This window comes from Nitrosococcus watsonii C-113 (genome assembly GCF_000143085.1).
GTDB classification, from domain to species: Bacteria; Pseudomonadota; Gammaproteobacteria; order Nitrosococcales; family Nitrosococcaceae; genus Nitrosococcus; species Nitrosococcus watsonii.
In genome coordinates this window covers 1,710,400-1,733,721 of the sequence record NC_014315.1, presented here as the reverse complement: position 1 = coordinate 1,733,721, position 23,322 = coordinate 1,710,400, and the positions used below count along the sequence as shown (strand labels likewise).

Here is a 23,322-nt window from a genome sequence, read left to right as displayed (position 1 = left end):
TAATATTTTACTCTGAGGCACGGTTACCAGCATGAGGCTGGCACTTGATTTTTATTTGGGTTACTGGAGCCCGTGTCCGGATTAGCTCAAGCAAAGTATAGACCAATAGGATCAAACCGGTAAATTCCAGTAATTCCTCTACCGTTTGGAATAGCCGGTAGTTTAAATTTACCGTCTCATTGAGGGACTGGTAATATTTGCCGCCGAGCATTTCGACGAAAATGGCGCCAGAGAGATATGCTGCGGCGGAGCTTCCGAAGAGCACCCGATAACGAGCACCTAAACGCCATATAAAGGGAGCAACGATAAAGCCGAGAGCTATCACAATGAACGTGTAAGGTATTACCCAGGCGAAAAATAATAAGCCTCCCACATTTAAGGTTTCCCGCACGGGGCTGATCAGAAGCTCGTGGATCATGGCAAATTCGTCCACGGCAAGAAAAGAAAATGTTAGTGAGAGGAGCAGCCAGATTTTTTTCTCTTTTTTTTCCCTGTTGCTCAAGCGCCACAGCAAGAGAAACAATAATCCGTTAAAGAGCAAGAGGCTGCTCGCAAAGAAGGTTGGAATATTTCCTTCCCTAGCAATATTGAACAGAGGCACCAAACCGAAAACGTAAGAGTGCCCGAACCCGTAGGCCAGCACCAGCCCAATAACATGCGCTATAAGGAGTGCCAGAAGTATAATAGATAGCGTGGCCGCCACGCGCATTGGAACAATAACGATGTGAATGTATTGAGTAGTCATGATCCTCCCCTGAAAGAGTGGGTACCAGTCATATTTCAAGCATAGAGAAGTACGGACTCTGAGGGTACTGGTGTGCTGTCCCCTCTATCATTTAGGTTACCCGTCCATCTCTATTTAGAACTTTACATTTTTTAAATTCTCTTTTCCTTAAACTCCTCTAACTGGGCTGTGTTATAGACGCTTGAGAACCCAAACTACTAAATAGGTCAAAGTTGAACCCGCGGTCCCTATGGCGGCGCTTCGCGCCGACCTATTATGGCATCAGCCTGGTGAGCGCAAAGTTTACAGTGGAGTAAAAGTAGCATAATTTTTTGTATTTACTAGAAAATAATAGTTATTTTCCATCGCTATCTGAGGAAATGTTACAGCAATGAGGCAAAAAGAAGTTAGTTAAAGTTTCCTTTATTTTTCATTTAGGATAGGGTTTTTGCGTAAATCGTATTAATTACAGTACCTTACTAATAATGGCATGAAATTAGCCTAAGAACAGGTCAGACAAGGGGTATCAAAAACCGGATTTCCCGCATAATTGAAGCAGGTAAAAAGGTCTCTAAAAGAGACTAAATAATTATCATAGCCTATAAATTCTGCCGCAATAGAAAAGGCCCTAACCGCGTTCGTTTACCCCTGTCATCCGGCATAGCAAGAGCAGAATACCTATTAGGAAACTAACTTATGCATCAATTTTATTTCCATGAGAACCCGAGCTTACCTCCTCTGGCGTGGTGCGCTAAAATTGTTCACGCTGCAGCCGTGGTCACTGTTGAACATGGAGCGTGGGTAGAAACGGGTAGGGGTTACTTCGTTGAAGGTGCTTGGAAGGGGGACTTTGGCGAGATCTGTTTCAATAAAACCGAGGTAATGCTCGGTTCCGGTGGCGCCCTTCTGGATGGCGGTGTTGTTTTTACGCCGACCACGCACACGATGGAGCGACTCTACACGCTTAAGTTGCCTGATACCCTGTTTGTCTCTAACTCTCTGGTTTATCTTCTCCAGGCAACCGGCTCAAAGTTAAATATGCGTAACTGGGCTTACGAATCGGAGTTGATGACATTCCTGCGCGGCTATAAAAGAGCGGTTAAGCAGCTACGCCTTATGAACGGAAGAATAGTGAAGCTTCATTACCATAACTCTTTCATTGTCGATGGTAAGTTAGCGATCAAACCCATTAGCCCTCCGGAGCCGCCTGGTTTCGAGTCTTACCAAACCTATATCGATTATCTGCTTGAAACTCTAGCGCAACTACATCGAAACGCAAATGCAAGCAATCGCCGGATTAAATTTGCTGATCCCATCACAACGATATCTTCTGGGTACGATTCACCGGCCTGCGCCGTACTTGCGAAGCATATCGGCTGCCGTCAAGCAGTAACGTTCGCGGAAGCAAGAACCGACTTTGCGCGAAGCATGGCAAGTATAGACGACAGTGGCGAGCAAATTGCTAGCTATCTTGATCTTGAGGTTGAGATTTTCTCACGGCATGATTATCTTAAGCAAGAAAACTATCCGGAGGCGTTGTTTCTAGCCACGGGAAATGGCGGAGATGATGTCGTGATGAACGTACTTGGTAGCCGCCTTCAACGTTCGTTATTCTTCACAGGAATGTTGGGGGATACACTGTGGAATCTGCATGGCCAGCATCCTGCATTAAGCAAGGAATTTCGGTTTCGATTCCCCGCTGGCGGTAGTCTGCAAGAATTTCGGTTAAACAGAGGATTTGTTCATATTCCGATCCCATTACTTACTTTCACGTGTCACGCAGAAATACAAAAGATCTCGGCCTCCGATGAGATGCGCCCTTGGCGGATTGGAGGTGAGTACGACCGGCCCATTCCCAGGCGGCTAGTGGAAGAATATGGGGTCCCTCGATGGGCTTTTGCCAAGGAGAAACGGGCCATTACCCAACCTTTCTGGCTTCAGAAGGTCAGTGCAAACTGCATGGGCGCGGCCTCGGTACAGGATTACCACGACTTTGTTAAGGAAGTGTCAAAAAATTATCTGCTTGGGACTTTACAAATGCAGGCTGTAGCTTACTTACGGCGACTGTTATACAAATATAGAAAAAGGCTTGAGCAAAGGCGTAATTCCTTTTTCTCGCCGTCATACTGGTCAGCGGCGATCAACGATCCGCTACGGTTTCACTGGGCAGTTGGCAAACTTTCTACTACCTATCGTTCATCCTGCTTTAGCCAGGCAAATAAAACCGGACACCAGGAGCAAGTAGCCACAAAGCTTTGCCGGACAGTTGATTCATAAAGTATCCTATACTTTTGATAGAGAAGCATGAAAAATTGAGGGGCCTACGCTTCCAGAAAGCCGTCATACTTATCCGATTAAAGCATTGATGGGCCCAATGGGTTAAGCAGTTTTTTCAAAAATGAAATCGTCTTCCGGACCAAGCACGAGAGCATGGGTGCGAGGTGTAGCTAAACTATCCTCAATGACTATTGGTTCATAGCGATGCCCTTTTAAGGCAAACTTGTTACGATAGCCCTTCTGGAGATTGCCAGCTAAAGTGGGCAGTCTCCGCGTCTGGAGAATCTTATGAACTTTTGTAAGCGGCTAAGTATTGCTTCAACGACGGACGATGGTAACCTTTAATCGACGTGCCTTTTTGCGGCTTCTTTTTGCCACAAGCGCCGCGCGCTTGATGGGTAAGGTTGCGCCGGCCGCCTTGGCGGCAACGGGCCTTAAGTTCAGCGCGCCTAAGCCTTTCTCTTATAGTTGGTTGAAGCAGTACGTACGTGAACGTGCCGCGCAGCCGTATCAGCCACCACCACAACCGGACCCCTCAATCATTTCAAAGATCGACTACGACGCGCATGGAAAATTGCGTTATCGCAAGGAATTCTCGCTCTATAGGAACAGCGCCTACCCAATTTCTTTCCAGCACGTTGGCAAATTCTTTCCGCATACTGTGCGGATGTATGCGGTTGACGGGACGATGGCCCGTGAAGTCCTGTACGATCCATCCTACTTCACGATTGGCGAGAATCACATTGCCACGGGCCTGGAAGAGCAGCCCTCGGCCTTTGCCGGCTTCTGGGTTCATGAGCCGGTTCGCAGGGGCAGCCTTGATGAGGTGGAGCCTTGGGCTACCTTTCTTGGCGCGTCCTATTTCCGGGGTGTCGGTGAACTCGGCCAGGTTGGCCTGTCGGCACGGGGCATCGCGCTAGCACCGGGTGCTCCGGGCCCAGAGGAGTTCCCTGACTTCACCGCCTACTGGTTCGAGCCGGCGGAGAATGAAGCGGCACCAGTCACAGTCTACGCCCTTTTGGATGGACCCTCGATAGCCGGAGCGTACCGCTTCCTGCTGCATCGGACGTCTGGCGTTGTCATGGATATTGAAGCTAACTTCTATCCACGCCGTACGATCGAGCGTTTCGGTATCGCTCCTTTGACCTCCATGTATTGGTTCTCCGAGACCGCTAAGCCCACCATGGTGGACTGGCGCCCGGAGGTGCATGATTCCGATGGCCTTGAGATGTGGACGGGAGCTGGTGAGCGGATCTGGCGGCCACTCAACAACCCACCACGAATTACTATCTCGAGTTTCCAGGACAACAATCCCCGCGGCTTTGGTCTCATGCAGCGCGACCGCAACTTTGACCATTACCTGGACGGCGTTAGGTACCATAAGCGCCCCTCCGCTTGGGTCGAGCCCCAAGGCGACTGGGGACGTGGCGCGGTGCAGCTAATTGAGATACCGGCGCATGATGAGATCCACGATAACATCTGCGCCATGTGGGTTCCCGAAGTCCCGCCCGGGGCTGGAAATCATATCGAGATGGCCTACCGCCTCCACTGGCTGGCCGGGTCGCCCTATCCAAGCAGGCTTGCGCGTTGTGTCGCCACCCGGCTTGGCAAAGGCGGTCAACCGGGCCGGCCGAGGCCGGAGGGCGTGCGCAAGTTTATGGTGGAGTTCCTCGGCGGCCCCTTAGCCGAACTCCCCTACGGCACCCTACCGGAACCGGCCTTGAGCACCTCGCGGGGAACCTTCTCCTATGTGTACACCGAAGCGGTACCTAACAATATACCGGGCCATTGGCGCGCGCAGTTCGATCTGACCGTTGACGGTAACGAGCCCGTGGAAATGCGCTGCTATCTGCGTGATGGCGATACCGTGCTAACAGAAACCTGGCTCTACCAGTATCACCCAATATTGAAGCCTTAGTGGTGGGGTGGAGCCCAATAATGAATACAGTCTTCTTTCAAGCAGGCGCGTAGGCGTTTACACGATGACGGCAACTTCTATATCGCCCTCTTTGCGCAGCACGTTGACGCCGACATCGTGTAAGTGACGTCGGAGAGTAAGGTCAATCACGGCATTGCCAAAGCGCAGGTTTGTGATTTCAAGGCGCTGGAGATACTCAGGTAAACGGGGATGATGAAACCGTACTTGCGGTTTTTCCTCCGAGAAAGTTAAGCCAAGGCAGGCCTGAAGGAGATAAAATACCGTGCCACTCGCCCACGCTTGGGGCGAGCAGGCGACCGGATAAAGAGTCGGTCCTTGGCCAGGAAGGCGATCAAAGCCACAAAATAGCTCGGGCAGGCGGTGCAAATCCATCATGATGCTGGCATCAAAAAGGCCGCCGAGGATCTGTTGCACCTGGTCTTTGAACCCATAGCGTGCTAGCCCCATGGCAACAAGGGCATTGTCATGGGGCCAGATGGAGCCGTTGTGATAGGACATAGGATTAAAACGGGACTGGGTCGTAGCAAGCGTTCGGATGCCCCAGCCGCTAAAGGAAGCCTCGCTAAGCAGCGTCTCCGCTACGCAGCGCGCGTGTTCTGGATGGGCAATTCCGCTGAAAAGGGCATGGCCCGCATTAGAGGAGATGATCCGGCAAGGGCGTTTGTGGCCGTCCAGGGCCAGAGCAAAGGTGGCGATTTCCTCGCACCAAAATGCTTGATTAAATTTCTCCTTGAGAAGTGTTGCCTGATGTTCCAATTCCGCAGCGCAACTCGTCTCGCCAAAGAGAGCGGCCAATTTAGCCGCTATTTTCTTGGCCTCATACACATAGCCCTGCACTTCACATAAGGCAAGGGGTCCTTCCGCCGGTTTTCCCCCGTGATGAAAAATTGGATCGTCAGAGTCCTTCCAACCTTGATGGATCAAGCCGTCGGCGCTATGGCGAGCATACTCCACAAAACCATCTCCATCGCAATCGCCGTAATGATTGATCCAATGGAGGGCGGCTTTGATATTAGGCCAAATGGTCTCTAAAAAGATCCGATCAGCGGTGCGGTGATAATAAGCTCCCGCAAGCACAATAAATAAGGGCGTGGCATCCACGCTGCCATAATAGCGCCAAAAGGGCACCTCATGTAAGGCCGCCATCTCCCCTTGGCGGGTCTCATGGAGTATTTTGCCAGGTTCGGCATCTTGGGCTGCATTTTCTTCCGTGGCTTGAGTGGTTGCTAGAAAACCTAATACGCCTCGAGCCAATTGAGGATTAAGCCATAAATACTGCAACGCGGTAATGATTCCATCGCGCCCGAACGGGGTACTGAACCAAGGGACGCCCGCATAAGGGTAGTCGCCGTGCTCGGTCTGGGTAGCCAGCATCTGTAAGTCTGCCGCTGATCGGTTAAGCCAACCATTGAATTGCTCATTACTCGTGCGCACCTGGCCTATTCCCTTGCGAGCGGTTATAACTGCCTGGTTGGAGTTAGCAAGGGCTTGCTGATAGGTTAAAATTGCAGGCTTGCTCGTCTCTATTTCACAGGCAATAGTAAAATAAAATTGCTTTTTTTCTTGGGGTAAAAGCTCGATAGCAAAATAGATCTGGCCCTCGTTTTGGTTATCGGGTGGCTGGCTAAGAAGGATGCGAGTACGGCGCGTCTTATTGTCCAGACCACGGTAGCTGAACACGAGCTCTCGACCTTGGTGCTGCACTGGCAGAACTTGACCCCGCTTACGGCGCTTAGCTCCTCGCACTTCAAAGATATCTGCATAATCAGCCTCAAACCGAACCTCTAGGTGAAGGTTAAGCGCTTTATCTCCGTAGTTGAAAAGCCGGATATGCTCGTAGTGAACGCCATCCCAGAGCAGCTTGCTGCGAAAGATATGCGCAATCCCCTTGCGAGTAACAAGCTGACCTTCTTGGTAGATATCTGGAGTGGTAATATCCGCAGTCAACAGGGTGTTATCTTCCTTGACGGTGGAATGGAGTAAAAGTGGCCGGCGGTGGTTGATGCTCAGTTCAAAATAAGAAAGAAAGCGCGTACCTTGATGGTAAATCCCTTGTTCACCCATGCCTAAGCGCTGGATATCGCCGTAACGGTCGAACACCGCGAAGGTATCCTTGTGTTTGAGTACGCGGGTACTCTCATCGGCGCGCGAGGAGGTTGCCAGTACATACCATTGATCATTAATGAGAACAACGTCGTCTACCGCCATAGAGGGTCAACCTGCTAATAATTGTGGTTTAGGAAGTTACTCAAAAACGTCCATTATGCCTTTTTCTCTTTAATCTAAATTATATACCTAAGTCTCATGAGGGTGACAGATTCAGGGCGGCTATCGTGATCAAATCTGGTAAAGGGAGTGTTTTCTGGACCCAGGGATAAGGGCCAGAAAACAATCTTAATTTTTGTCCGAGGATAGTTAACTTACTAGCCGCGGCTTAATCGCGGGTTGGGTAAGGGCCTGATATAATCGTAGGTAATTTTTGGCCATGCATTTGGCGGAGAATTGCTCTTCAAATACCTGACGGCAATGCCGGCGGCTTACCTGACTTATTCTTTCTACCGCTGTTACCGCCTGCTCTAGGCTTTCAACGATAAAACCCGTTTTGCCGTTTTGCATTACTTCAGGGACAGAGCCTTGCCGATAGGCGATAACAGGCGTGCCGCAGGCCATGGCTTCAATCATGACCAGTCCAAAAGGCTCAGGCCAATCGATAGGAAACAACAATGCATAGGCTTGGCCAAGAAAATCATTCTTTTCCCTTTCGCCGATCTCTCCAATATAGCTGACCAGGGGATGGGTGAGCAGGGGTTTAATACGCTTTTGAAAATAGGCTTCATCAACGGGATCGACTTTTGCCGCAATCCGGATTTCCATGCCGGCACGAAGAGCGATTTCGATAGCGCGGTCGAGTCGTTTTTCTGGTGAGATGCGGCCGAGAAAGGCCAGGTAATCCCCAGGCTGAGGATGAAAATCGTAAAGGTTCTCGGGTAAGCCATGATAGATGGTTGCTTGCCAATTGGCGAACGGTAAAGGATGCCGTTGAGCATTGGAAATCGATACTACCGGCATTTCCGGGAAGGCCTGATAGAGAGGCGCTAAATCGGGAAGATCGAGCCGTCCATGCAAGGTGGTAAGTTGGGGAACGCGTAATATCCGGCTCAAGGGGAAGTGCAGGTAATCAATATGAAAGTGGAGGATATCAAAGGTAGGCGCTAAGTTAGACACCTCGCCTAGCAGGCGAATGTGGTGCGCCAAAGGATCTAAATAATGGGAGTTAAGCCGTAAAGCACATTCCCCAATGGGGTGGAGTTTGGCTTTAGTAAGAGAATCGCCGCTGGCAAAGAGAGTGACGTCATGGCCTTGGTTTACTAATTCTTCGGTCAGATAGGAGACAATTCGCTCTGTTCCGCCATAATATCTGGGGGGAACCCTTTCATAAAGAGGGGCAATCTGTGCAATTTTCATGACTAGCTCGGGGTCGTGTTTTAGATTGAGTTAACGTTAATTTAATGTAATGGGTGTGGCCTAACCTGATCTAAGGATGATTGGCCGTTACCAGAAAAAAGAGACCACACTAAACAGATTGTAGCCACGTTGTAGGAAGAAAATATCAGGACTTTCCCTTACCTACCTATTAATTGCAGATGCTGTAGTGTTTTACCTTAGGAGAGAAAAGGCACTATTCTTTCTCGCTTAAAGAGCTGTTGGGTGTGGTTTTCCAGCTTTCCTTTTTCCCCATTGAGAATATAAATGAGCGTCTTCAGAGACCTCGCAACGGGTTTCCTGACCGCCAGCGTCCGAGTCCATGTTGGGTTCAGAGAGGCAAAAGGCGCTGAGATAATCCTGCGTCATAGCGGGAAGAAAACGTTTTTTTGCGCTTCAGTGCCAAATAGAATGATGGCGCCGCAACCAATGGATTGGTGGGCGGAGACCATCCGGAATAGCACCCGGTTGTAGCTGGTAATTCCAAAGCCCCCACCGTATTCTCTAGGGACGATCATCCCCATGATTCCCCTATTGAAGAGACGCTTGATTACCCACGCTGGGATTTCTTGTCGTTGATCGATGGCGATAGCCGAGGTGCTTGTTTATCAGGTAAGCATCTAATTCCGCAGGGAGTTGATCGCAGCGGGTGGATTTCTCTGCGCTTACCGCCGGGAAGAGAAAGAGCAATGCCTCCCGAAAACGACCTCAAAATAGGCTTTTCACGAAAGTATTGCCTGGATCGCTTCAATTTGTTGGCGATCGGCTTCCGAGAAGCGTTCTAATTCTCCTAGAGGGGTTTTGGCCATGATGCTCTTCCTAGCCTGCTAGGTAGGCGTTGAAGTTTTTACTAGTGAGTCAGCTTTAGGGCTTTCTGCTTGTTTGGCTACTCCCGAGGGTACTGGTTAGCCTTTAAAAGCTTCTTGGGCCTCTGTTATTAATGCCTGTCGCCGATCTGAGTAACGTGGTGAAAAGTGGATAGGCACTAGCTTTTTGACTCCGGCTTCCCGGGCAATCCAGTCAGCCTGCCGGGCCGTAAGATGGCATTTTTCCGCGGCTATTTTTACATCCTCATGAAGAAAGGTGGTTTCGATGAACAAGAGGTGAGAGCCCTGAATCAACTCTATCGTCTTCTGGCAGTTGCTATCTGAGTAGCGTATATTGACGATGTAACTGATTTTTTGCCCTGGGGCGGCACGCACGACCTGTCGCCTTAACAAGAAGCCCAGGGGTAATTCTCAAAATTTTTCCGTTTTCCTGTTTCCAAATCTTGATGGGCGTGTCATCAGGCTATAGGCCGTTAGTTTGTGTTCTAGCCGGTCAATCAAGCCAGGAGGTCCAAACAGTCGTATTTTCTTATCTCTCCCCAACACCAATCGCAGCAACCAGTCAAAACCGGCAAAATGGTCCATAAAAGGATCATTAACAACTAACGGCGGTAACAGCGGTCTTATTGTCTGTGCCCATGGTGCCCCTTAGTTCCTGGAATTGGTGAGCCTGTTTTCGTTTATAGAGTAGGATGGGCCTTTTCCTGATAGGTGCGTTCATATCTAGCTTGGCAATCAAAACAGCGTTTTACTGCCGGATTAATTTGTAGACGCTGGTAGTCTATGTCGACGCCGCAATCGGTACAGATGCCATAACTACCCTTGGGAAAGCGCATCAGCGCCTGTTCAATCTCCCGAATTTCCTCAATATGAAGGTCCACGATGGCAAGATTGATATCTACTAGCAGATCGGCCAAGGAGGCTTCTTCTTGATCATGGACCTTGCCCGCGAGTTCGATATAGGATTGATTATCGCTCTCCCGGAGTTCCTGGCGTATCTTTTCCGAGAGTTCATTAAATTGCTGTTGCAGCTTTTGCTTAAGTTCTCGGCGCTGTTGGCCTGAAAGCTCCCGTTTCATGCTTGTACCTCCATAAAGGGTTTAACTCTAAGGGGTGATCCTGTTGCTCTCGCTGACTACTTACGATTTAGTTTAGAGAATAGTCCGTAAAAATTCCTGGGTTCTTTTTGTATGTGTCTTCCGGAGAGACTGCCGCGATCCTTGGAAACCAATAAAATTCTCCGGGGAGTGCTGCGGGCAAATGGCCCGCCCGCGCTCAGATAGTCTTCTCTTTACGTTTGGGCAGGGCTTGACTCTGGTCAGTCCCGTGCTTTCGAGTCTGAACTGTTCATCTGGCTCTTGCTGCGTACTACCATCGATCCCGGCATCGGCTTACCAGCGGTTTCGGGAATAATAAGAATGGGTACTATGGCAATAGCTGCTGCCAGCATCAGATAGTAGGCAGGCACAAAGTTATCACCGGTGAGTGCGATCAACCAGGTAATAACCAAGGGGGCAGTGCCGCCAAACAGAGCGGTGGAAATGTTATAGGAAATGGCAAAGCCGCCGTACCGGATGTGTGTTGGGAAAATAGCGGGTAAAGTGGCGGGCATGACACCCGCAAGTGCTACTACAAGCATGCCTAAAATGGCTAAGCCGATGACGGTGGTGGCGATACTGTGTTGCGATAGTAACCAAAATGCTGGGTATGACAAAATGATAAAGCCGATACAGGTGCCTACCAGCACGCGTTTACGCCCTACATGGTCTGATAGTTTGCCCACCATATTGATGACGCACATCATGGCTAGCATCGTCAACACGAGAAATACCAGTGAGCGGGAGGCATCTATATGTAGCACCTCGGTGAGGTAGCTTGGCAGGTAACTGAGCACCGTATAGTAGGCAATGTTGAGTATCAATACCAAGCCAATGCAGAGTGCCTGTAGACGTAGATTGACGATAAGAATTTCCCGAAAGGAGGAATCCTTTTGCTCCACATCTTCCTTCATCTGTTCAAATGCCGGGCTTTCCTTGAGCTTCAGGCGTAGGTAGAGCCCAAACAGCCCCAAGGGACCCGCTATCAAAAAGGGAATACGCCAGCCCCAGGTGAGAAATTGCTCACTGGTAAGCACTACCGAGATGCCAGTGACCAGAACGGCGCCTAGTATGTAGCCGCCTAGCGTACCGAACTCCAACCAACTTCCCAAAAAGCCACGCCGGTTATCAGGCGAGAATTCACAAATAAAGGTGGCGGCGCCGCCGTATTCACCGCCGGTAGAGAAGCCCTGTACCAATCTTGCCAGGATTAGGCCAATGGGCGCCCAAATGCCGATCGACGCGTAACTCGGAATGATCCCAATACAGAAGGTGGCAACCGACATCAAGATGATAGTTAGCGCCAGCACTTTGTTGCGGCCTACCTTGTCTCCCAAAGGGCCGAAGAAAAAGCCCCCTAAGGGTCTTACCACGAAGGCAAGGGCGAACACGCCGAAGGATGCCAACAGAGAGGCGGTATTGCTGTGAGAGGGAAAAAACACATGCCCTATTGTGGCCGCTGTGTAGCTGTAGATGCTAAAATCAAACCATTCCAACGCATTACCCATAGCGGCTGCGGTGACGGCGCGTTTGACCTCTGATTCGTCAACAATATGAGCTTCTGTCTCGTCTGCGGCAGCCTCAATATCCATGGTATCTTCCCTGTGTTTTTAGAAAATTGTTTTTTCACCCTAGCAACTTTGATAGGAGGGCGCACGTAACCTCGGCAATTGTTGCCCCAAAGCGCTAAAAAATTGTACTAACATGCACTGGCGCTTATTTTTTCCTGTTTTCCGAATATCAGCTTTATGCTTAAAGAGGAGTGAAGTCGCGGCTGGCAATATATTCCGGACGCGGTTCTAGTCCACAATAGGGCTGCACCAAGGTGTTTTCGATACTGTTATAGACAAAAAATATGTTGCTCCGTGGCCAGGGAGAAATGTTTGAATTAGAACCGTGCATAAGGTTACATTCGAAAAATATGACTGAGCCTGCGGGGCCATGGGGGGCCACTATTCCGCCGGTATCGACGAGCTTGCGGAGACTTTCATTATCGGGCACCCCGTATTCTTGCTTTCTTAGGGAAGATTTATAGTGATCCTTGGGCGTTTTTCCAATACAGCAAAGGAAATACCAATGAGATTGGGGAATGAGCATCAAGGGGCCATTATAGAAATTATTTTCGGTCAGGGTAATAGAGCAACTAAGTGCCCGCATACGGGGCATGCCATCTTCCTGGTGCCAAGTTTCAAAATCAGAATGCCAATAAAATTCCTTTCCCTGAAAGCCGGGTTTGTAATTAATTCGGGATTGATGAATATAGACCCGGCTATTAAGCAACTGAGTGATAATGTTGGTAACGCGTTTATCTCGGGAGAGCTGGTTGAACAGTTCATTGGTGCGATGGATATCAAAAATGGATCGCACCTCTTGGCGTTCAGGTTCCAGGATAGTTTGTGGCGCCTTTTTGACGCTTGCTGTATCGGAAAGTATCTTTAACTCATCACGATAGCGTTGTATTTCTTCTTGGGAGAACAGATCCTGAAAAAAAAGATATCCCTTTTTTTTATAAAACTCTATCTGCTCTTGGTTTAGCGGGCCTGGGTCTGACGATTGTCCGTAAAAAACGGGATCGCGACGCTCAAAGAGATGCGGCGTATTACCAATGCGGGATGGGTACAAATCCTCATGGTAATCAAGCAAATTTTGATTGTAGGCCATGCAGTTAACCTCCTTCTGCCTTATCGGTTCTCCCTTGCGGATTGCGATGGTTTAGATCAAAGTATAGGACATTAATAGATGATGGCGAATGCGGTGGCTGTACAGCCACCGCATTCGCCATATTTTGTTTATCAGTATAGCGTCTGTAAAATGTGTTTAAGCGCTTCGGCTAACACCTGCGGGTTTCTGCCCGTATATGCTCATACAGTTTTGAACAGCTCTGCTGGCTTAAACCGCCTCAGCAGCTAATGGTTGGGTATTACCACTGCGCATCTCCCGTTTACGGGCAAGTAGATTGCCTATCGCCTTATCAATAATACCCAGTCCTTCTCGTAAAATCGTTTCTTCAATTGTCAGGGAAGGTAAAAATTTCAGTACCTGATCATCGGCTCCCGCAATTTCGATGATGACTCCATTTTCAAAGGCTTCTTTAGAGACTTGGCTGGTAAATCCGTTGCGGGGCATTTCTAACCCCCAAACCATCCCCACACCCCGGACTTTTCCATTCAATTCGGGGTATTTTTCGGCAATTGCTTTTAACTCAGTTTCTATAATCTCGCCTTTATATTTTACTGCTTCCGTTAAATCGTCATTTTCCCAGTAAGCGGAAAGGGATTCGACTGCGGCTACAAAAGCCAGGTTATTACCACGGAAGGTTCCTGTGTGTTCCCCTGGTTTCCATTGGTCTAGTTCTGGACGCATTAATAACAACGATAAGGGGAGCCCGCCACCGATGGATTTTGACAGGGTGACCATATCAGGGGTAATACCAGCCCGTTCAAAACTGAAAAAAGTGCCCGTGCGGCCATTGCCCACTTGGATATCATCCACAATAAGGAGAATATCGAACTCACGGCAAAGCCGTTCCAATCGACGCAGCCACTCATCGCTAGCTACATTTATTCCACCTTCGGCCTGAACGGTTTCCAGGATAACCGCAGCGGGGAGATCCACCCCGCTGCTGGAATCTTCCAGAAAACGGCGAAAATACTCAATGGTATCCACGTCTGGCCCAAAATAACCATCGTAAGGCATGAAGGCTGAATTGTTCCGGACACCGTAGGATTCATCCCGATAAAAGGTATTTCCAGTAACGGCCAGAGAACCCATGGTCAGGCCGTGGTAGCCATTGGTGAAGGCGATAACATTAGAGCGCCGTTTGATCATGCGGGCTAGTTTTAACGCCGTTTCTGTCGCATTGGTTCCAGTGGGCCCGGTAAACTGTACTTTATATTCCAGATTACGCGGGGATAAAATTGTGTCATAGAATTTTTGTAAAAACGCCACCTTGGCCACGGTAGCTTTGTCTAGTCCGTGAATAATTCCGTCCCGTTCTATATATTTTAATAGGGCTTTGGAAATAATAGGGTTGTTATGGCCATAATTCAGGGTGCCCGCGCCAGAAAAGAAATCAATATATTCATTTCCTTGCTCATCATAGAGATAAGAGCCTTTCGCCGTGTCAAAGACGACCGGAAAAGAGCGCACATAGCCGCGCACCTCTGATTCTAGTTGCTCAATAATTCTCATAATATTTAGTCCTTATTGGTCATTAGCTTTAAATAAATAGACATAATGAATAAGTTTAGAACATGTATCCATTAACAAAGGGGGAGTATTAGCAATTAGAGAAGTTTTTCTACTTCAAAGGGACCAAGACGGAGAAAGGGTTCTGCTTCATGATTTCCCGCTGGAAATAATGGCTCCTCAAATCCTGGCGTTTCAATCAACTCCGTGTTTAGCTCCCGCGCCAAGGCGGCGAATAAGGCGCGCGAAGCAGTGTTGGAGGGGCTAACCGTGGTTTCTAAAGATGTTATCTTGTTGTAGTCCGCATTGCGCCGCAAAAGTTCCTTAAGCATGGATAAGGCAAGCCCTTGACCGCGCGCCTGCGGAGAGACCGCTATCTGCCATATAAAAAGTGAATGCGGGGCTGCTGGCAGGCGGTAACCGGTGACGAAGGCAAGTATTTCGTCATTATTACCGGCAACTAAACAGGTATCCATAAAATGCTTACATAAAATGAGGTAGCAGTAAGTTGAATTTAAGTCGAGCGTGCCGGAATCTTTGACTAACTGCCAAATTTTGGGTGCATCTTGAATGGTTGGATGGCGAAACAAGGATAGCTCCTTAATGTAGGTTAAGGCTGAGTGATCAACTTAACCTAAATGAGATAGTGCAGTGTCTATTTTGACATGGCGGTTAGTGCAGTTTGATCAAGGCTGGATTTCATACCAACCTTCTTCATTCGTTGGTATAGGGTGAAGAAGTTTTTTAGTAGCGATATTCCTGGGAATCTCGTCGATCTTAATAGTTTCGAAAAAATACCTCTATCAGGTTAATGAGATTGAATTGCAAAATGACTACTCTATCAGCTATTTTGCTGTTATAGCGTAAGTGATTAGCAGTATAGTTTATAGAATAGGAAGGAATATAGCAAGGTTAAGCCTATTGGCAAGGGCCTGTTGGTATTCAAGCAACTGAAGTAATCGTCATTTAAAAGATGAATAATGCCTTGGTCTATGCGTGTTAAACTTTTACTTAAAATAAAAATCCGTATCGCTTATTACTCAATAAATCTTTTTTAATCTTTATTCCCTAAAGGCAAGTGTTTGCCTAGGCGGGCGTAAAACCTTTGCAGGGCGAGGGGGCCTAGTAGTGTGGTCAAGGCGATCACGATCACCAAGCTAGCATAAAGTTGATGATTAATAATCTCTGATTCTTGACCTAGCTTGGCAAAAATAGTCTAAGTTTAATTGCCAGGCTAATTAAGTACCGGCTAATGCCAAAGACCCGTAATGTGCCAATGGGGTTTTCTTCTTACCCGAGTAAAATGGGGGGGGGTTGGAGGATAGCCTCTGGGCTAGGAATGGCGGAAGCACTCGGTGAAGGTTTTGGTCTTAATGATAAAAGCCGCTGTATGCGCTCTTCAGTTCGAGGGTGGGTGCGGAGTAATGAAGGCTCCGGGCTGCGGCGATCTGGTGTCAGAAGGCGTTCCAGTAATCCCCTGTGCTGCTGCTCTAATTTAACTAGCGCCGAGGCAAGCCCTTGGGGTTCTCCCGTGAGGTTAATGGCGCTTAAATCGGCGTCGAATTCGCGAGTTCTGGAGAGGGCGAGTTGGAGCAATGCGCTGATAGCGGGGGCAAGAATGAGCAGCAGGATCGCCAACCACGAAAGACTCGTTTCGGCTAACAGAAATAAAGGTAGATTAATCACGACTAACAGCTGTCCAATGAGGGAGAGGGTAGGGGTCATGCGGCTGGTTAGATCGGCGAGTGTCATGACCCATATATCATTGTTGCGAATATGGCTGATTTCATGGGCCAGTACCCCCGCCAATTCCCGTAACGTAGGTCGTCGGTAATGGCAATGACGGCGTCGGTGCGCTTCCCCACTGTAAATGCGTTTATCATTTGGCTAGGCACATAATAGAGAATGGGCACCTGTAATAGGCCAGCCCGCTTTGCCAATTCCCGCGTGAGTGTATAAAGCTGAGGGGCATCGTAGGGCGCCAGACGGTGGGCCCCGTACATGCCAAGGAGCAAGTGGGGTGGAATTCTGGGTCCAACCGTTAGCAGAAATATACTGCCCGCCACAGTCCCTAACATAATAAACACGGCCCCTCCTAAAAACCATCTGAGTATGGCAAGCAATAGAATCATGCCTAGCAACAACAACGCGGACTGGAGCCAATTCGCTATTTTATGCTTCAGCAGGAAGCTTGTCTGCATGAAAAGGACCTGAAATAAAAAGATTATGATTTATCTTTGGATAATGGGGACTGGGGCAGGATAATCAAGCGATATTTTTGCTTTAGAGGCGCCCATTAATTTTAAAAAAGCTGATGGGTTGAAAATCGATTCCTGCGATTCTATATAAAAGTTAATCCTGGTGTATATCCTGATAACAGGAGAAATAGTTATTGGATAGAAATTAGATAGATTTGAGGAGAGCAACGATGACTAAAGACAAAAGCAGTAAGGAAGTGGCCCATTCGGAACCACGGCAGGAAGTGCGGCCTGGGAACGTCACTCATGGGCTGAGTCCCTTTGAGGAAATGGATCAGCTCTTTGAGCGCTTTTTCCCGCGAGGATGGCTGCAACCCTTTCGCCGTGAATGGCCCATGAGAAATGATTTGATAACGCCCTTTGAAGTGCAGATGCCCCGTGTGGACGTCATTGATCGAGATGAGGAAGTAGTGGTGCGCGCCGAGATACCCGGCGTGGATAAAAAGGATCTGGATGTCTCGGTGACCGAGAATACGGTGACCATCAACGGCCATAGATCTGCCGAGAAAGAGGAAGATGCGGGCGATTACTATCGCCGGGAAATTTCCCGAGGTGCTTTTTCGCGCACGGTGATGCTGCCGAGAGAAGTAGATGGCGAAAAGGCGAAAGTCTCCTTCAAGGAAGGCACCCTAGAGCTCATTCTTCCTAAGGTAGAAAGATCAAAGCGGCATAAAATCAAGGTTGAATAATAAACATTTTATGCTTATAGCGGGAGCCCGGCGTAGGCTGGGCTCCGTTTTGAAAATATAATTTAGACATCACCGGAATAGCTGGGATAGCGGTAAGAAAGGACCATGGCCAAGGCAGCAAGAGAGGCAAGAGAAATGGTAGCAAAGCCGGATGAAATTATGGGCGACACCCGGCGCTATTGGTCACTCATGAGCTTTTATGAACGGTTTGAGCATGCTGTTGCGTTGGTGTTAACGGCTGATTGCGGTCATCATCTTGATTGCTTTGTGGCGGCTGATGAGCTCACGCTGGTCTTTGTTTGTCATTCAATCCCGTGATCCCTTGGACCATGCCGTTTTTCAAGCAGTGTTTGGTAATCTCATGACGTTACTCATCGTCTTCCCTTGCTCTTGGGAGCGTGTATTGGCTGTTACAGGAGCGGGATGATCGACGGGGGTCTTTGGATGAGGGCTGATTTATTTTTCTTAAACTTAGATTGGGCGATCTTTGTTTGTATTAAAAGGCGTGGTATTGTTAGCAATCGCGTTAAATTGCCGCTCGATCTTGATTCCAGGAGCGGTAGTTAGCCAACTAACGCCGACAATGGCGATAGCTGAGAAAATAAAGCCGGGCACCAGTTCGTAAAGGTCAAAAATTCCCCCTTCCAGTTGCTTCCACACTATAATCGTTATGCCTCCTACGATAATTCCGGCCAGTGCGCCCTGTCGCGTCATTCGTTTCCAGTAAAGGGCTATCAGGAGGGTAGGTCCAAAGGCAGCGCCAAATCCGGCCCAGGCATAGGCTACTAACTCCAAAACGTGACTGTCCGGATCGAAGGCTAACCATAATGCCAGGAAGGCAATGACGACGACGGTAGCTCGGCCCACATAAACTAGTTCCCGAGCGCTTGCCTGAGGGCGCAGGAGGGCTTTGTAAAAGTCATCGGTAAAGACTGCCGAGCAAACCAGTAGCTGGGAATCGGTGGTACTCATGATAGCCGCCAGGATAGCGGCTAATAAAATTCCGGCAGGCAAAGGATGAAAGAGGACACCGACCATTTCAATGAATACTTTTTCGCTGTCAGCCACGGAAAGGGGTGGGCTTAGAAAGGAGGCTCCCGTGATTCCTACCAGCAGAGCGCCGCTTAAGGTTAGGGTCACCCAACCCATGGCGATTCGCCGCGCCTGGGGCACGGCTTTAAGGGAATGAATGGCCATGAAACGAGCCTGAATATGAGGTTGGCCGAAATACCCTAACCCCCATCCCAGTAGGGAGAGAATAGCGATAGTCCCCAGGGGTTCACCGGTCGTCGTTACGAACAGGTGGAGCCGTTCAGCATCGATGCCGGCCAAGGTGGCCTGCCAGCCCCCCCCATGGTGAATGGCAACCATGGGAACAGCGAGCAGGGCGAGCAGCATCAACAGGCCCTGTACCACATCAGTCCAGGAGACGGCGAGAAATCCCCCAATGAAAGTATAGCTCATGATGGCTAGGGTACCGGTGGCCACGGCCCATGTGTAAGGTAGGCCGAAGACGGCATTGAACAGTTTCCCTCCTGCTACCAAGCCCGCGCTGGTATAAAACAAGAAAAAAATCAGGATAAAAGCTGCCGCAACGCAGCGTAGCAGATGACGATGGTCATCAAAGCGCTGAGCCAAAAATTCCGGCAAGGTGAGTGAATCCCCTGCAGCTGTGGAATAGGCCCGCAATCGGGCGGCCACTAGGCGCCAGTTACCATAGGTGCCCAACCATAAACCGAGGGCAATCCAGCCGGCTTCCAAGCCATGAAGATAAGCGTAACCAGGCAATCCCAAAAGGAGCCAGCCACTCATGTCAGAAGCTCCTGCGCTCAAGGCAGTGGTCCAGCTTCCGAGCTTGCGGCCCCCAAGGATATAGTCAGACAAGTCCCGGGTCCGGACATAGGCCAGCAGACCAAGGAGCAACATGGCGGCGAGATAAATGATAAAAGTGGCTATCATCACGGCTTGGAAAGTTAACCTCAAGGGGTAGAGATAGGGGCGGAATTAAAGGGGATATTCATGGCGCTAAAATATGTTTTTGAGTTTGCTCCTAGGTGAAGAAGGCTACACGAAGTGCAACATCTAGTGAACATCTAAAGAGTCAGAAAATTACTCGGTTTAGTTAAAACAAAAAAGCATCTCACCTCTGCAGGCTAAGCTTCAGAATTGCGTGCGGTAGTGGCCATGTGTTCTGTGACTTTGAGCATCCCAACACCGATGTGGAGCAAGCTAAGGCCATTCTGGCCGCCCAAATTGAAAGATGTTAAGCTGATTTTTGCTTTATGCCCTCCGATCAAATGATTTTCAGAGCCAAATAAGAAATTTGGCTTCAGGCACCACAGTTCAGCATATGCGCGTGCCTGATTCGAAGGCGCTCACGCTTTCATTACCATCACTAGAAACTCAAAAGCGCTTGGTAGAAAAAATTGATTTTATTTCGGATGAGTGTGAGGATTTATCTGAAGTTTACCAACAAAGCCTCACCGCCCTTGCTGAACTGAAGCAATCCTTTCTGCACAATGCCTTCACTGGAGAACTGACCGTAAAATCTGACACCGTCCTCAAGCACGAGGCGGTGGCATGAATGAAGCCGAAGCCCGTGGCGAGGGGATTTACCAGATTGCTATGGAAAGCGGTGAGAAAGGGCCTATCGGTCATTATCCCGCCCCGTGAGCACTCTGGAACCTCGCCTTATTCTGCTGTAAAGTTCTGTCTGTTCGTGAGAAGGAGGGTCTTACAATAGCCGAGGTGGCGTCTCGGTTTTGGTTGGGATTGCCAGTGTTGCACGTTGGGTTAAACCAAGGCTGAGCGCAATAAACCGGCGACTAACATCAACATGGATGCTTTAAGGGGCGATGTTGAGGATTATCCCGATGCCTACCGTTATGAGCGAGCATAAAATGTAGTTAGTCCGCCTTGCTATCGGTAATGCTCTGGGTAATAGCCTTTTGGTAGCCCATGGCATCTGGGGTGTCGAAATCAATCTATCTTCTGCATAATTTACTGCTGGTTGAGGGATGCAAGCATTCTTAAAGAGTGTTCACTGACCATTGAGGAAAACAACTCCAATAACTCTAATTTTGATCTTCCTGCTCCTATCACGGCAAGCATATCATCGAAGAAAAACTCAAAGATATAGTTTAATCGAGGATTAATTAATATTCCGTTTGTCCACTCAGGGGTATCACTCTCAATTGACGATGCATAGCTTAGTAACCAGTACATTACTATCTGACGATAATCCGAGGCAGAAAACTTTTTATTTGTGCATTTTACCTCGATAATTCTAGTGCCAAGCGAGAAGTCTCCATATCCCGATGTAATCCACTGATATCCAGGTATCTTGGGTGATCGAATTAACGAGCGGGTTTTTGCTCTTTCTTGTATGTATGTAAGCATTATGGCTAAATTCCTAGCCACCCACTCAGCTACTTTTTTATCGGCCTCTAGCAGTGTCTCCGGAAGCTTTGCATCGAAATACTTTCTTTGCCTTTTCAGTGCGGTATTTAAGCAGGCATTCCAATCTGCTTTTTCAATGCCAGCAATAATCTGCTCCCCCCTAGCAAATGCAACTTCAAACAACATGGCCCGGTTCAGGTCACTGGTCTGAACTAAATCATCGGGAACTGATTGACAATCAGAGAATGATATGATTTTGCTGTTGAAATGGGCAACGAGGCTTGGGGTTAATTGGGGAAACATTGTATCAAAGATACCAGGTATATCCCTTGCGACCGTCCGGGGGTCCTTCGCTGGTTGTCGGTCAATTGGCATTATCAACCCACTTTGTGTAAATGGATTCAAAAGTGGTTTTGTCCTTTCGCTCTATACTTAACCGCCACATATTAGCAAGGCTCCGTCGAACCTGACTACGAAAATGCTTCCCTTCTTCACCGAACTCTGCTGCCGCAAGCCAAAGCATTCGTTGCTCCTCTGTTCCAAGTAAATTCCATCGGTTTCGTAGCTGGATAAAGCTTGGCCGATCCTTCCAGTGTCGCCGGCAGTCGATGCAGGCACGCTTCACAGTCTCGGATGCTGTTGAATTATATAAGCTAGAAACAAAGCTAGCCCGTGCTTGGGTACGTTGGAAACGGACGGCCTTTAGGAAATGAAGACAATTGGTTTCGGGAAGCAAGAGGTGGGGCGAGTGTCTCGGAACAGCATCGAGCAATCGGTCAAGCCGATCAAAAACCTCAGATTTGGTTATATCGGCGCACACGGATGTGATTCCTCGCATTATCGTCGACCAAGATGCTCGAAAAGCATGCAGATTATTTGGATTTAAAAGGGTCTCACACAGTTGTATCGCAGTTCGTGGTGTGTGGAGTTTCAAAGTTCTTCCTATTTGGGCAACCAAAAAGGTATCGGGTTGTCCTTTCTGTAGCTCCAAATTCAGTAACGCTTGGACTTCAAGCTTTTCCACAGTTTCCCTAAGTTCCTCATAGTCAGCCTCTGCTGTATTAGAATAAGGGTCAAAGTGCAGATCGATTTCTCGGAGCTTGCTGGTCTCATCTTCGGGCGTTCCCAGCTGTGCACGCACATAATCCATATAATGCTTAGCCGTCAGAATGGTTGTTTTCGTTCTGTTTAACGTTAATCGATCAACTTGGGTCGGAACTGTGGAATCTGGAGGAAACAAGTCCGCAACACAGTTTTCTATTCGATGATGATATACGTGTTCATAGAAGCTCGAGATATCCGTCTGCACTACTATAGCGCCTTCGTTTTGCAAATCCTGATCTGCAATAGTGGCTTCTTGGTAGGCGCGCCACGATGCAGTCCGATCGAATAATTGTTCTCCCTTTTCGAGAAACCTATACGAGTGCGCACGATCACTGCGCTTAGGCGCATGGGCCTCTGCTATTGCAATGCCAAGACCATTAAAGTAAATATTCCAGAATGGGTGGATTTTGGTAGTAATGCGGAAACCGGCTGAGCCAGTTGGTGTAAGTAGCCTTTCGGAGAAAATTGGTAGTGAATTGATTTCTGATGCAGCTTTCCCTGCCTTCCCACCCTCTAGCTCACAAAAGAAGTTAAATGCGATTTCTGCCAAGGATTCTTGGTTATTGGCTACGAAGCGATTATCAATATCAAAGGGAAGCGTATCATTATCACCGTGAGCACCAACATCTACTGCCCAGAAGGTCCATACCAGCGACTTTGACTACAAGGGCCACACGCATCGCGCTTCCGTCGACGAGCCGCAATATGAAATTAAAAGCGATAAGACTGATCATATCGCAGCACATAAAGGCAGTGCGCTTACGAAGTCGGCACGCAAATAGATGAGAGGGTGCTTCCATTCTACACGATCGGCCATTCCGCGCGGACGCTCGATGCCTTTCTCGATCTGCTGGGAGCAGCCCAGGTGACGGTTGTGGCCGACATCCGCTCGGTGCCAAAATCGAGAACTAATCCGCAATACAATAAGGATATACTGCCAAATACGCTGACCGCCTTTCAAATTGGCTACGAACACATCGCCGAGCTGGGTGGATTGCGTGGCAAGGCCAAGTCTGTAGAGCCGACTGTTAATAACTTCTGGGAAAACCGAAGCTTTCACAATTATGCCGATTATGCTCTCAGTGTCTCATTCCGCACTGGCCTGGATCAGCTAATCGCGCTGGGGCATGCACGACGATGCGTGATGATGTGCTCGGAAGCCGTATGGTGGCGTTGCCATCGGCGGATTGTCGCGGATCATCTCATTGCCCGTGGTGAGAGCGTTATTCATTTAATGGGCAGGGATAGGGCTGAACCGGCGAAGCTGACCGCAGGCGCGTGCGTTCATAAAAATGGGAGGGTGACCTACCCAGCGGGAAATATCGAGGGTTAAATAG

At 48.7% G+C, this 23,322-nt stretch carries 22 protein-coding genes and 1 pseudogene; 8 read left to right on the top strand and 15 right to left on the bottom strand.

The window, feature by feature from the left end; translation table 11 throughout:
* Positions 1–7: 7 nt before the first annotated feature.
* The gene (locus NWAT_RS07770; RefSeq protein ID WP_013220564.1) at positions 8–745 is read right to left on the bottom strand and encodes a hypothetical protein; all 738 of its coding nucleotides are present in this window, start codon (positions 743–745) and stop codon (positions 8–10) included.
* Positions 746–1,420: 675 nt separating this feature from the next.
* Here NWAT_RS07770 and NWAT_RS07765 point away from each other — a divergent pair.
* A complete protein-coding gene (locus NWAT_RS07765) occupies positions 1,421–3,001 on the top strand; it encodes a hypothetical protein (RefSeq protein WP_013220563.1) in 1,581 nt (526 codons plus the stop codon).
* Between the two features lie 331 nt (positions 3,002–3,332).
* Entirely contained in the window at positions 3,333–4,919 is a 1,587-nt protein-coding gene (locus NWAT_RS07760; protein ID WP_013220562.1) for a glucan biosynthesis protein, read from the top strand.
* Positions 4,920–4,976: 57 nt separating this feature from the next.
* Here NWAT_RS07760 and NWAT_RS07755 read toward each other — a convergent pair whose 3' ends face one another.
* The 11 genes from NWAT_RS07755 to NWAT_RS17355 all read right to left on the bottom strand — a co-directional run bounded on the left by NWAT_RS07755 (position 4,977) and on the right by NWAT_RS17355 (position 16,736).
* Positions 4,977–7,148 carry an amylo-alpha-1,6-glucosidase gene (locus tag NWAT_RS07755; protein ID WP_013220561.1) on the bottom strand — a complete coding sequence of 724 codons (2,172 nt, stop codon included), beginning with the start codon at positions 7,146–7,148 and terminating at the stop codon, positions 4,977–4,979.
* 207 nt (positions 7,149–7,355) lie between these two features.
* Positions 7,356–8,405 (bottom strand): glycosyltransferase family 4 protein, encoded by a 1,050-nt coding sequence (locus tag NWAT_RS07750; RefSeq protein ID WP_013220560.1) that lies wholly within the window; start codon positions 8,403–8,405, stop codon positions 7,356–7,358.
* 383 nt (positions 8,406–8,788) lie between these two features.
* The gene (locus tag NWAT_RS17370) at positions 8,789–9,007 is read right to left on the bottom strand and encodes an acyl-CoA dehydrogenase family protein (RefSeq protein WP_408634628.1); all 219 of its coding nucleotides are present in this window, start codon (positions 9,005–9,007) and stop codon (positions 8,789–8,791) included.
* Positions 9,008–9,328: 321 nt separating this feature from the next.
* Positions 9,329–9,625, bottom strand: coding sequence for an MBL fold metallo-hydrolase (locus NWAT_RS17365; RefSeq protein WP_041350587.1), 297 nt, complete (start codon positions 9,623–9,625; stop codon positions 9,329–9,331).
* Positions 9,626–9,930: 305 nt separating this feature from the next.
* A complete protein-coding gene (locus NWAT_RS07740) occupies positions 9,931–10,329 on the bottom strand; it encodes a TraR/DksA family transcriptional regulator (protein WP_013220559.1) in 399 nt (132 codons plus the stop codon).
* A gap of 239 nt (positions 10,330–10,568) precedes the next feature.
* Positions 10,569–11,939, bottom strand: a complete 1,371-nt coding sequence (locus NWAT_RS07735; protein WP_013220558.1) for an MFS transporter — start codon at positions 11,937–11,939, stop codon at positions 10,569–10,571.
* 160 nt (positions 11,940–12,099) lie between these two features.
* On the bottom strand, positions 12,100–13,008 hold the full coding sequence (gene thpD / locus NWAT_RS07730; protein ID WP_013220557.1) for an ectoine hydroxylase: 909 nt from the start codon (positions 13,006–13,008) through the stop codon (positions 12,100–12,102).
* Positions 13,009–13,236: 228 nt separating this feature from the next.
* The gene (gene ectB / locus NWAT_RS07725; protein WP_013220556.1) at positions 13,237–14,538 is read right to left on the bottom strand and encodes a diaminobutyrate--2-oxoglutarate transaminase; all 1,302 of its coding nucleotides are present in this window, start codon (positions 14,536–14,538) and stop codon (positions 13,237–13,239) included.
* Between the two features lie 95 nt (positions 14,539–14,633).
* Positions 14,634–15,125, bottom strand: coding sequence for a diaminobutyrate acetyltransferase (gene ectA / locus NWAT_RS07720; RefSeq protein WP_013220555.1), 492 nt, complete (start codon positions 15,123–15,125; stop codon positions 14,634–14,636).
* Between the two features lie 700 nt (positions 15,126–15,825).
* A complete protein-coding gene (locus tag NWAT_RS17360; protein ID WP_157679842.1) occupies positions 15,826–16,344 on the bottom strand; it encodes a zinc metalloprotease HtpX in 519 nt (172 codons plus the stop codon).
* The gene (locus NWAT_RS17355; RefSeq protein WP_157679840.1) at positions 16,284–16,736 is read right to left on the bottom strand and encodes a M48 family metalloprotease; all 453 of its coding nucleotides are present in this window, start codon (positions 16,734–16,736) and stop codon (positions 16,284–16,286) included. The genes NWAT_RS17360 and NWAT_RS17355 overlap by 61 nt, the downstream gene beginning before the upstream one ends.
* Before the next feature lie 227 nt (positions 16,737–16,963).
* Between NWAT_RS17355 and NWAT_RS07710 the strand changes: the two genes are divergently transcribed.
* The 3 genes from NWAT_RS07710 (at position 16,964) to NWAT_RS18020 (ending at position 17,909) form a co-directional block, all read left to right on the top strand.
* On the top strand, positions 16,964–17,482 hold the full coding sequence (locus NWAT_RS07710; protein WP_013220554.1) for an Hsp20/alpha crystallin family protein: 519 nt from the start codon (positions 16,964–16,966) through the stop codon (positions 17,480–17,482).
* Positions 17,483–17,587: 105 nt separating this feature from the next.
* On the top strand, positions 17,588–17,800 hold the full coding sequence (locus NWAT_RS18025) for a hypothetical protein (RefSeq protein WP_408634618.1): 213 nt from the start codon (positions 17,588–17,590) through the stop codon (positions 17,798–17,800).
* On the top strand, positions 17,760–17,909 hold the full coding sequence (locus NWAT_RS18020) for a hypothetical protein (protein ID WP_408634617.1): 150 nt from the start codon (positions 17,760–17,762) through the stop codon (positions 17,907–17,909). Before NWAT_RS18025 ends, NWAT_RS18020 begins: the two co-directional genes overlap by 41 nt.
* A 44-nt stretch (positions 17,910–17,953) precedes the next feature.
* Here NWAT_RS18020 and putP read toward each other — a convergent pair whose 3' ends face one another.
* Positions 17,954–19,441 (bottom strand): sodium/proline symporter PutP, encoded by a 1,488-nt coding sequence (gene putP, locus NWAT_RS07700; protein ID WP_013220552.1) that lies wholly within the window; start codon positions 19,439–19,441, stop codon positions 17,954–17,956.
* Between the two features lie 397 nt (positions 19,442–19,838).
* Here putP and NWAT_RS07695 point away from each other — a divergent pair, with 397 nt between their 5' ends.
* Positions 19,839–20,066: a restriction endonuclease subunit S gene (locus NWAT_RS07695; RefSeq protein ID WP_157679838.1), complete on the top strand. Its 228-nt coding sequence runs from the start codon at positions 19,839–19,841 to the stop codon at positions 20,064–20,066.
* A gap of 416 nt (positions 20,067–20,482) precedes the next feature.
* On the opposite strand, the gene NWAT_RS07690 is transcribed toward NWAT_RS07695, so the two are convergent.
* Together NWAT_RS07690 and NWAT_RS07685 are read right to left on the bottom strand one after the other, a co-directional pair.
* On the bottom strand, positions 20,483–21,256 hold the full coding sequence (locus NWAT_RS07690; RefSeq protein ID WP_013220551.1) for a hypothetical protein: 774 nt from the start codon (positions 21,254–21,256) through the stop codon (positions 20,483–20,485).
* Positions 21,246–22,535 carry a hypothetical protein gene (locus NWAT_RS07685; protein WP_013220550.1) on the bottom strand — a complete coding sequence of 430 codons (1,290 nt, stop codon included), beginning with the start codon at positions 22,533–22,535 and terminating at the stop codon, positions 21,246–21,248. The genes NWAT_RS07690 and NWAT_RS07685 overlap by 11 nt, the downstream gene beginning before the upstream one ends.
* Positions 22,536–22,629: 94 nt before the next feature.
* Between NWAT_RS07685 and NWAT_RS17755 the strand changes: the two are divergent.
* Positions 22,630–22,767: pseudogene (locus NWAT_RS17755) on the top strand (DUF2945 domain-containing protein); the annotation flags it as partial.
* An 8-nt stretch (positions 22,768–22,775) separates the two neighbouring features.
* A complete protein-coding gene (locus NWAT_RS07680; protein ID WP_013220549.1) occupies positions 22,776–23,318 on the top strand; it encodes a DUF488 domain-containing protein in 543 nt (180 codons plus the stop codon).
* Positions 23,319–23,322: the final 4 nt, after the last annotated feature.

Bases quoted from the DNA above. Each gene is read 5' to 3' on its own strand.
- NWAT_RS07755 (WP_013220561.1), bottom strand. From the start codon at position 7,148: ATGGCGGTAGACGACGTTGTTCTCATTAATGATCAATGGTATGTACTG.
- NWAT_RS07710 (WP_013220554.1), top strand. From the start codon at position 16,964: ATGACTAAAGACAAAAGCAGTAAGGAAGTGGCCCATTCGGAACCACGG.
- NWAT_RS17355 (WP_157679840.1), bottom strand. From the start codon at position 16,736: ATGCAGACAAGCTTCCTGCTGAAGCATAAAATAGCGAATTGGCTCCAG.
- NWAT_RS07760 (WP_013220562.1), top strand. From the start codon at position 3,333: ATGGTAACCTTTAATCGACGTGCCTTTTTGCGGCTTCTTTTTGCCACA.
- NWAT_RS07690 (WP_013220551.1), bottom strand. From the start codon at position 21,256: ATGCCAATTGACCGACAACCAGCGAAGGACCCCCGGACGGTCGCAAGG.
- NWAT_RS07740 (WP_013220559.1), bottom strand. From the start codon at position 10,329: ATGAAACGGGAGCTTTCAGGCCAACAGCGCCGAGAACTTAAGCAAAAG.
- NWAT_RS07735 (WP_013220558.1), bottom strand. From the start codon at position 11,939: ATGGATATTGAGGCTGCCGCAGACGAGACAGAAGCTCATATTGTTGAC.
- ectB (WP_013220556.1), bottom strand. From the start codon at position 14,538: ATGAGAATTATTGAGCAACTAGAATCAGAGGTGCGCGGCTATGTGCGC.
- putP (WP_013220552.1), bottom strand. From the start codon at position 19,441: ATGATAGCCACTTTTATCATTTATCTCGCCGCCATGTTGCTCCTTGGT.
- NWAT_RS18020 (WP_408634617.1), top strand. From the start codon at position 17,760: ATGAGCTCACGCTGGTCTTTGTTTGTCATTCAATCCCGTGATCCCTTG.
- NWAT_RS07770 (WP_013220564.1), bottom strand. From the start codon at position 745: ATGACTACTCAATACATTCACATCGTTATTGTTCCAATGCGCGTGGCG.
- NWAT_RS07750 (WP_013220560.1), bottom strand. From the start codon at position 8,405: ATGAAAATTGCACAGATTGCCCCTCTTTATGAAAGGGTTCCCCCCAGA.
- thpD (WP_013220557.1), bottom strand. From the start codon at position 13,008: ATGGCCTACAATCAAAATTTGCTTGATTACCATGAGGATTTGTACCCA.
- NWAT_RS07765 (WP_013220563.1), top strand. From the start codon at position 1,421: ATGCATCAATTTTATTTCCATGAGAACCCGAGCTTACCTCCTCTGGCG.
- NWAT_RS18025 (WP_408634618.1), top strand. From the start codon at position 17,588: ATGGCCAAGGCAGCAAGAGAGGCAAGAGAAATGGTAGCAAAGCCGGAT.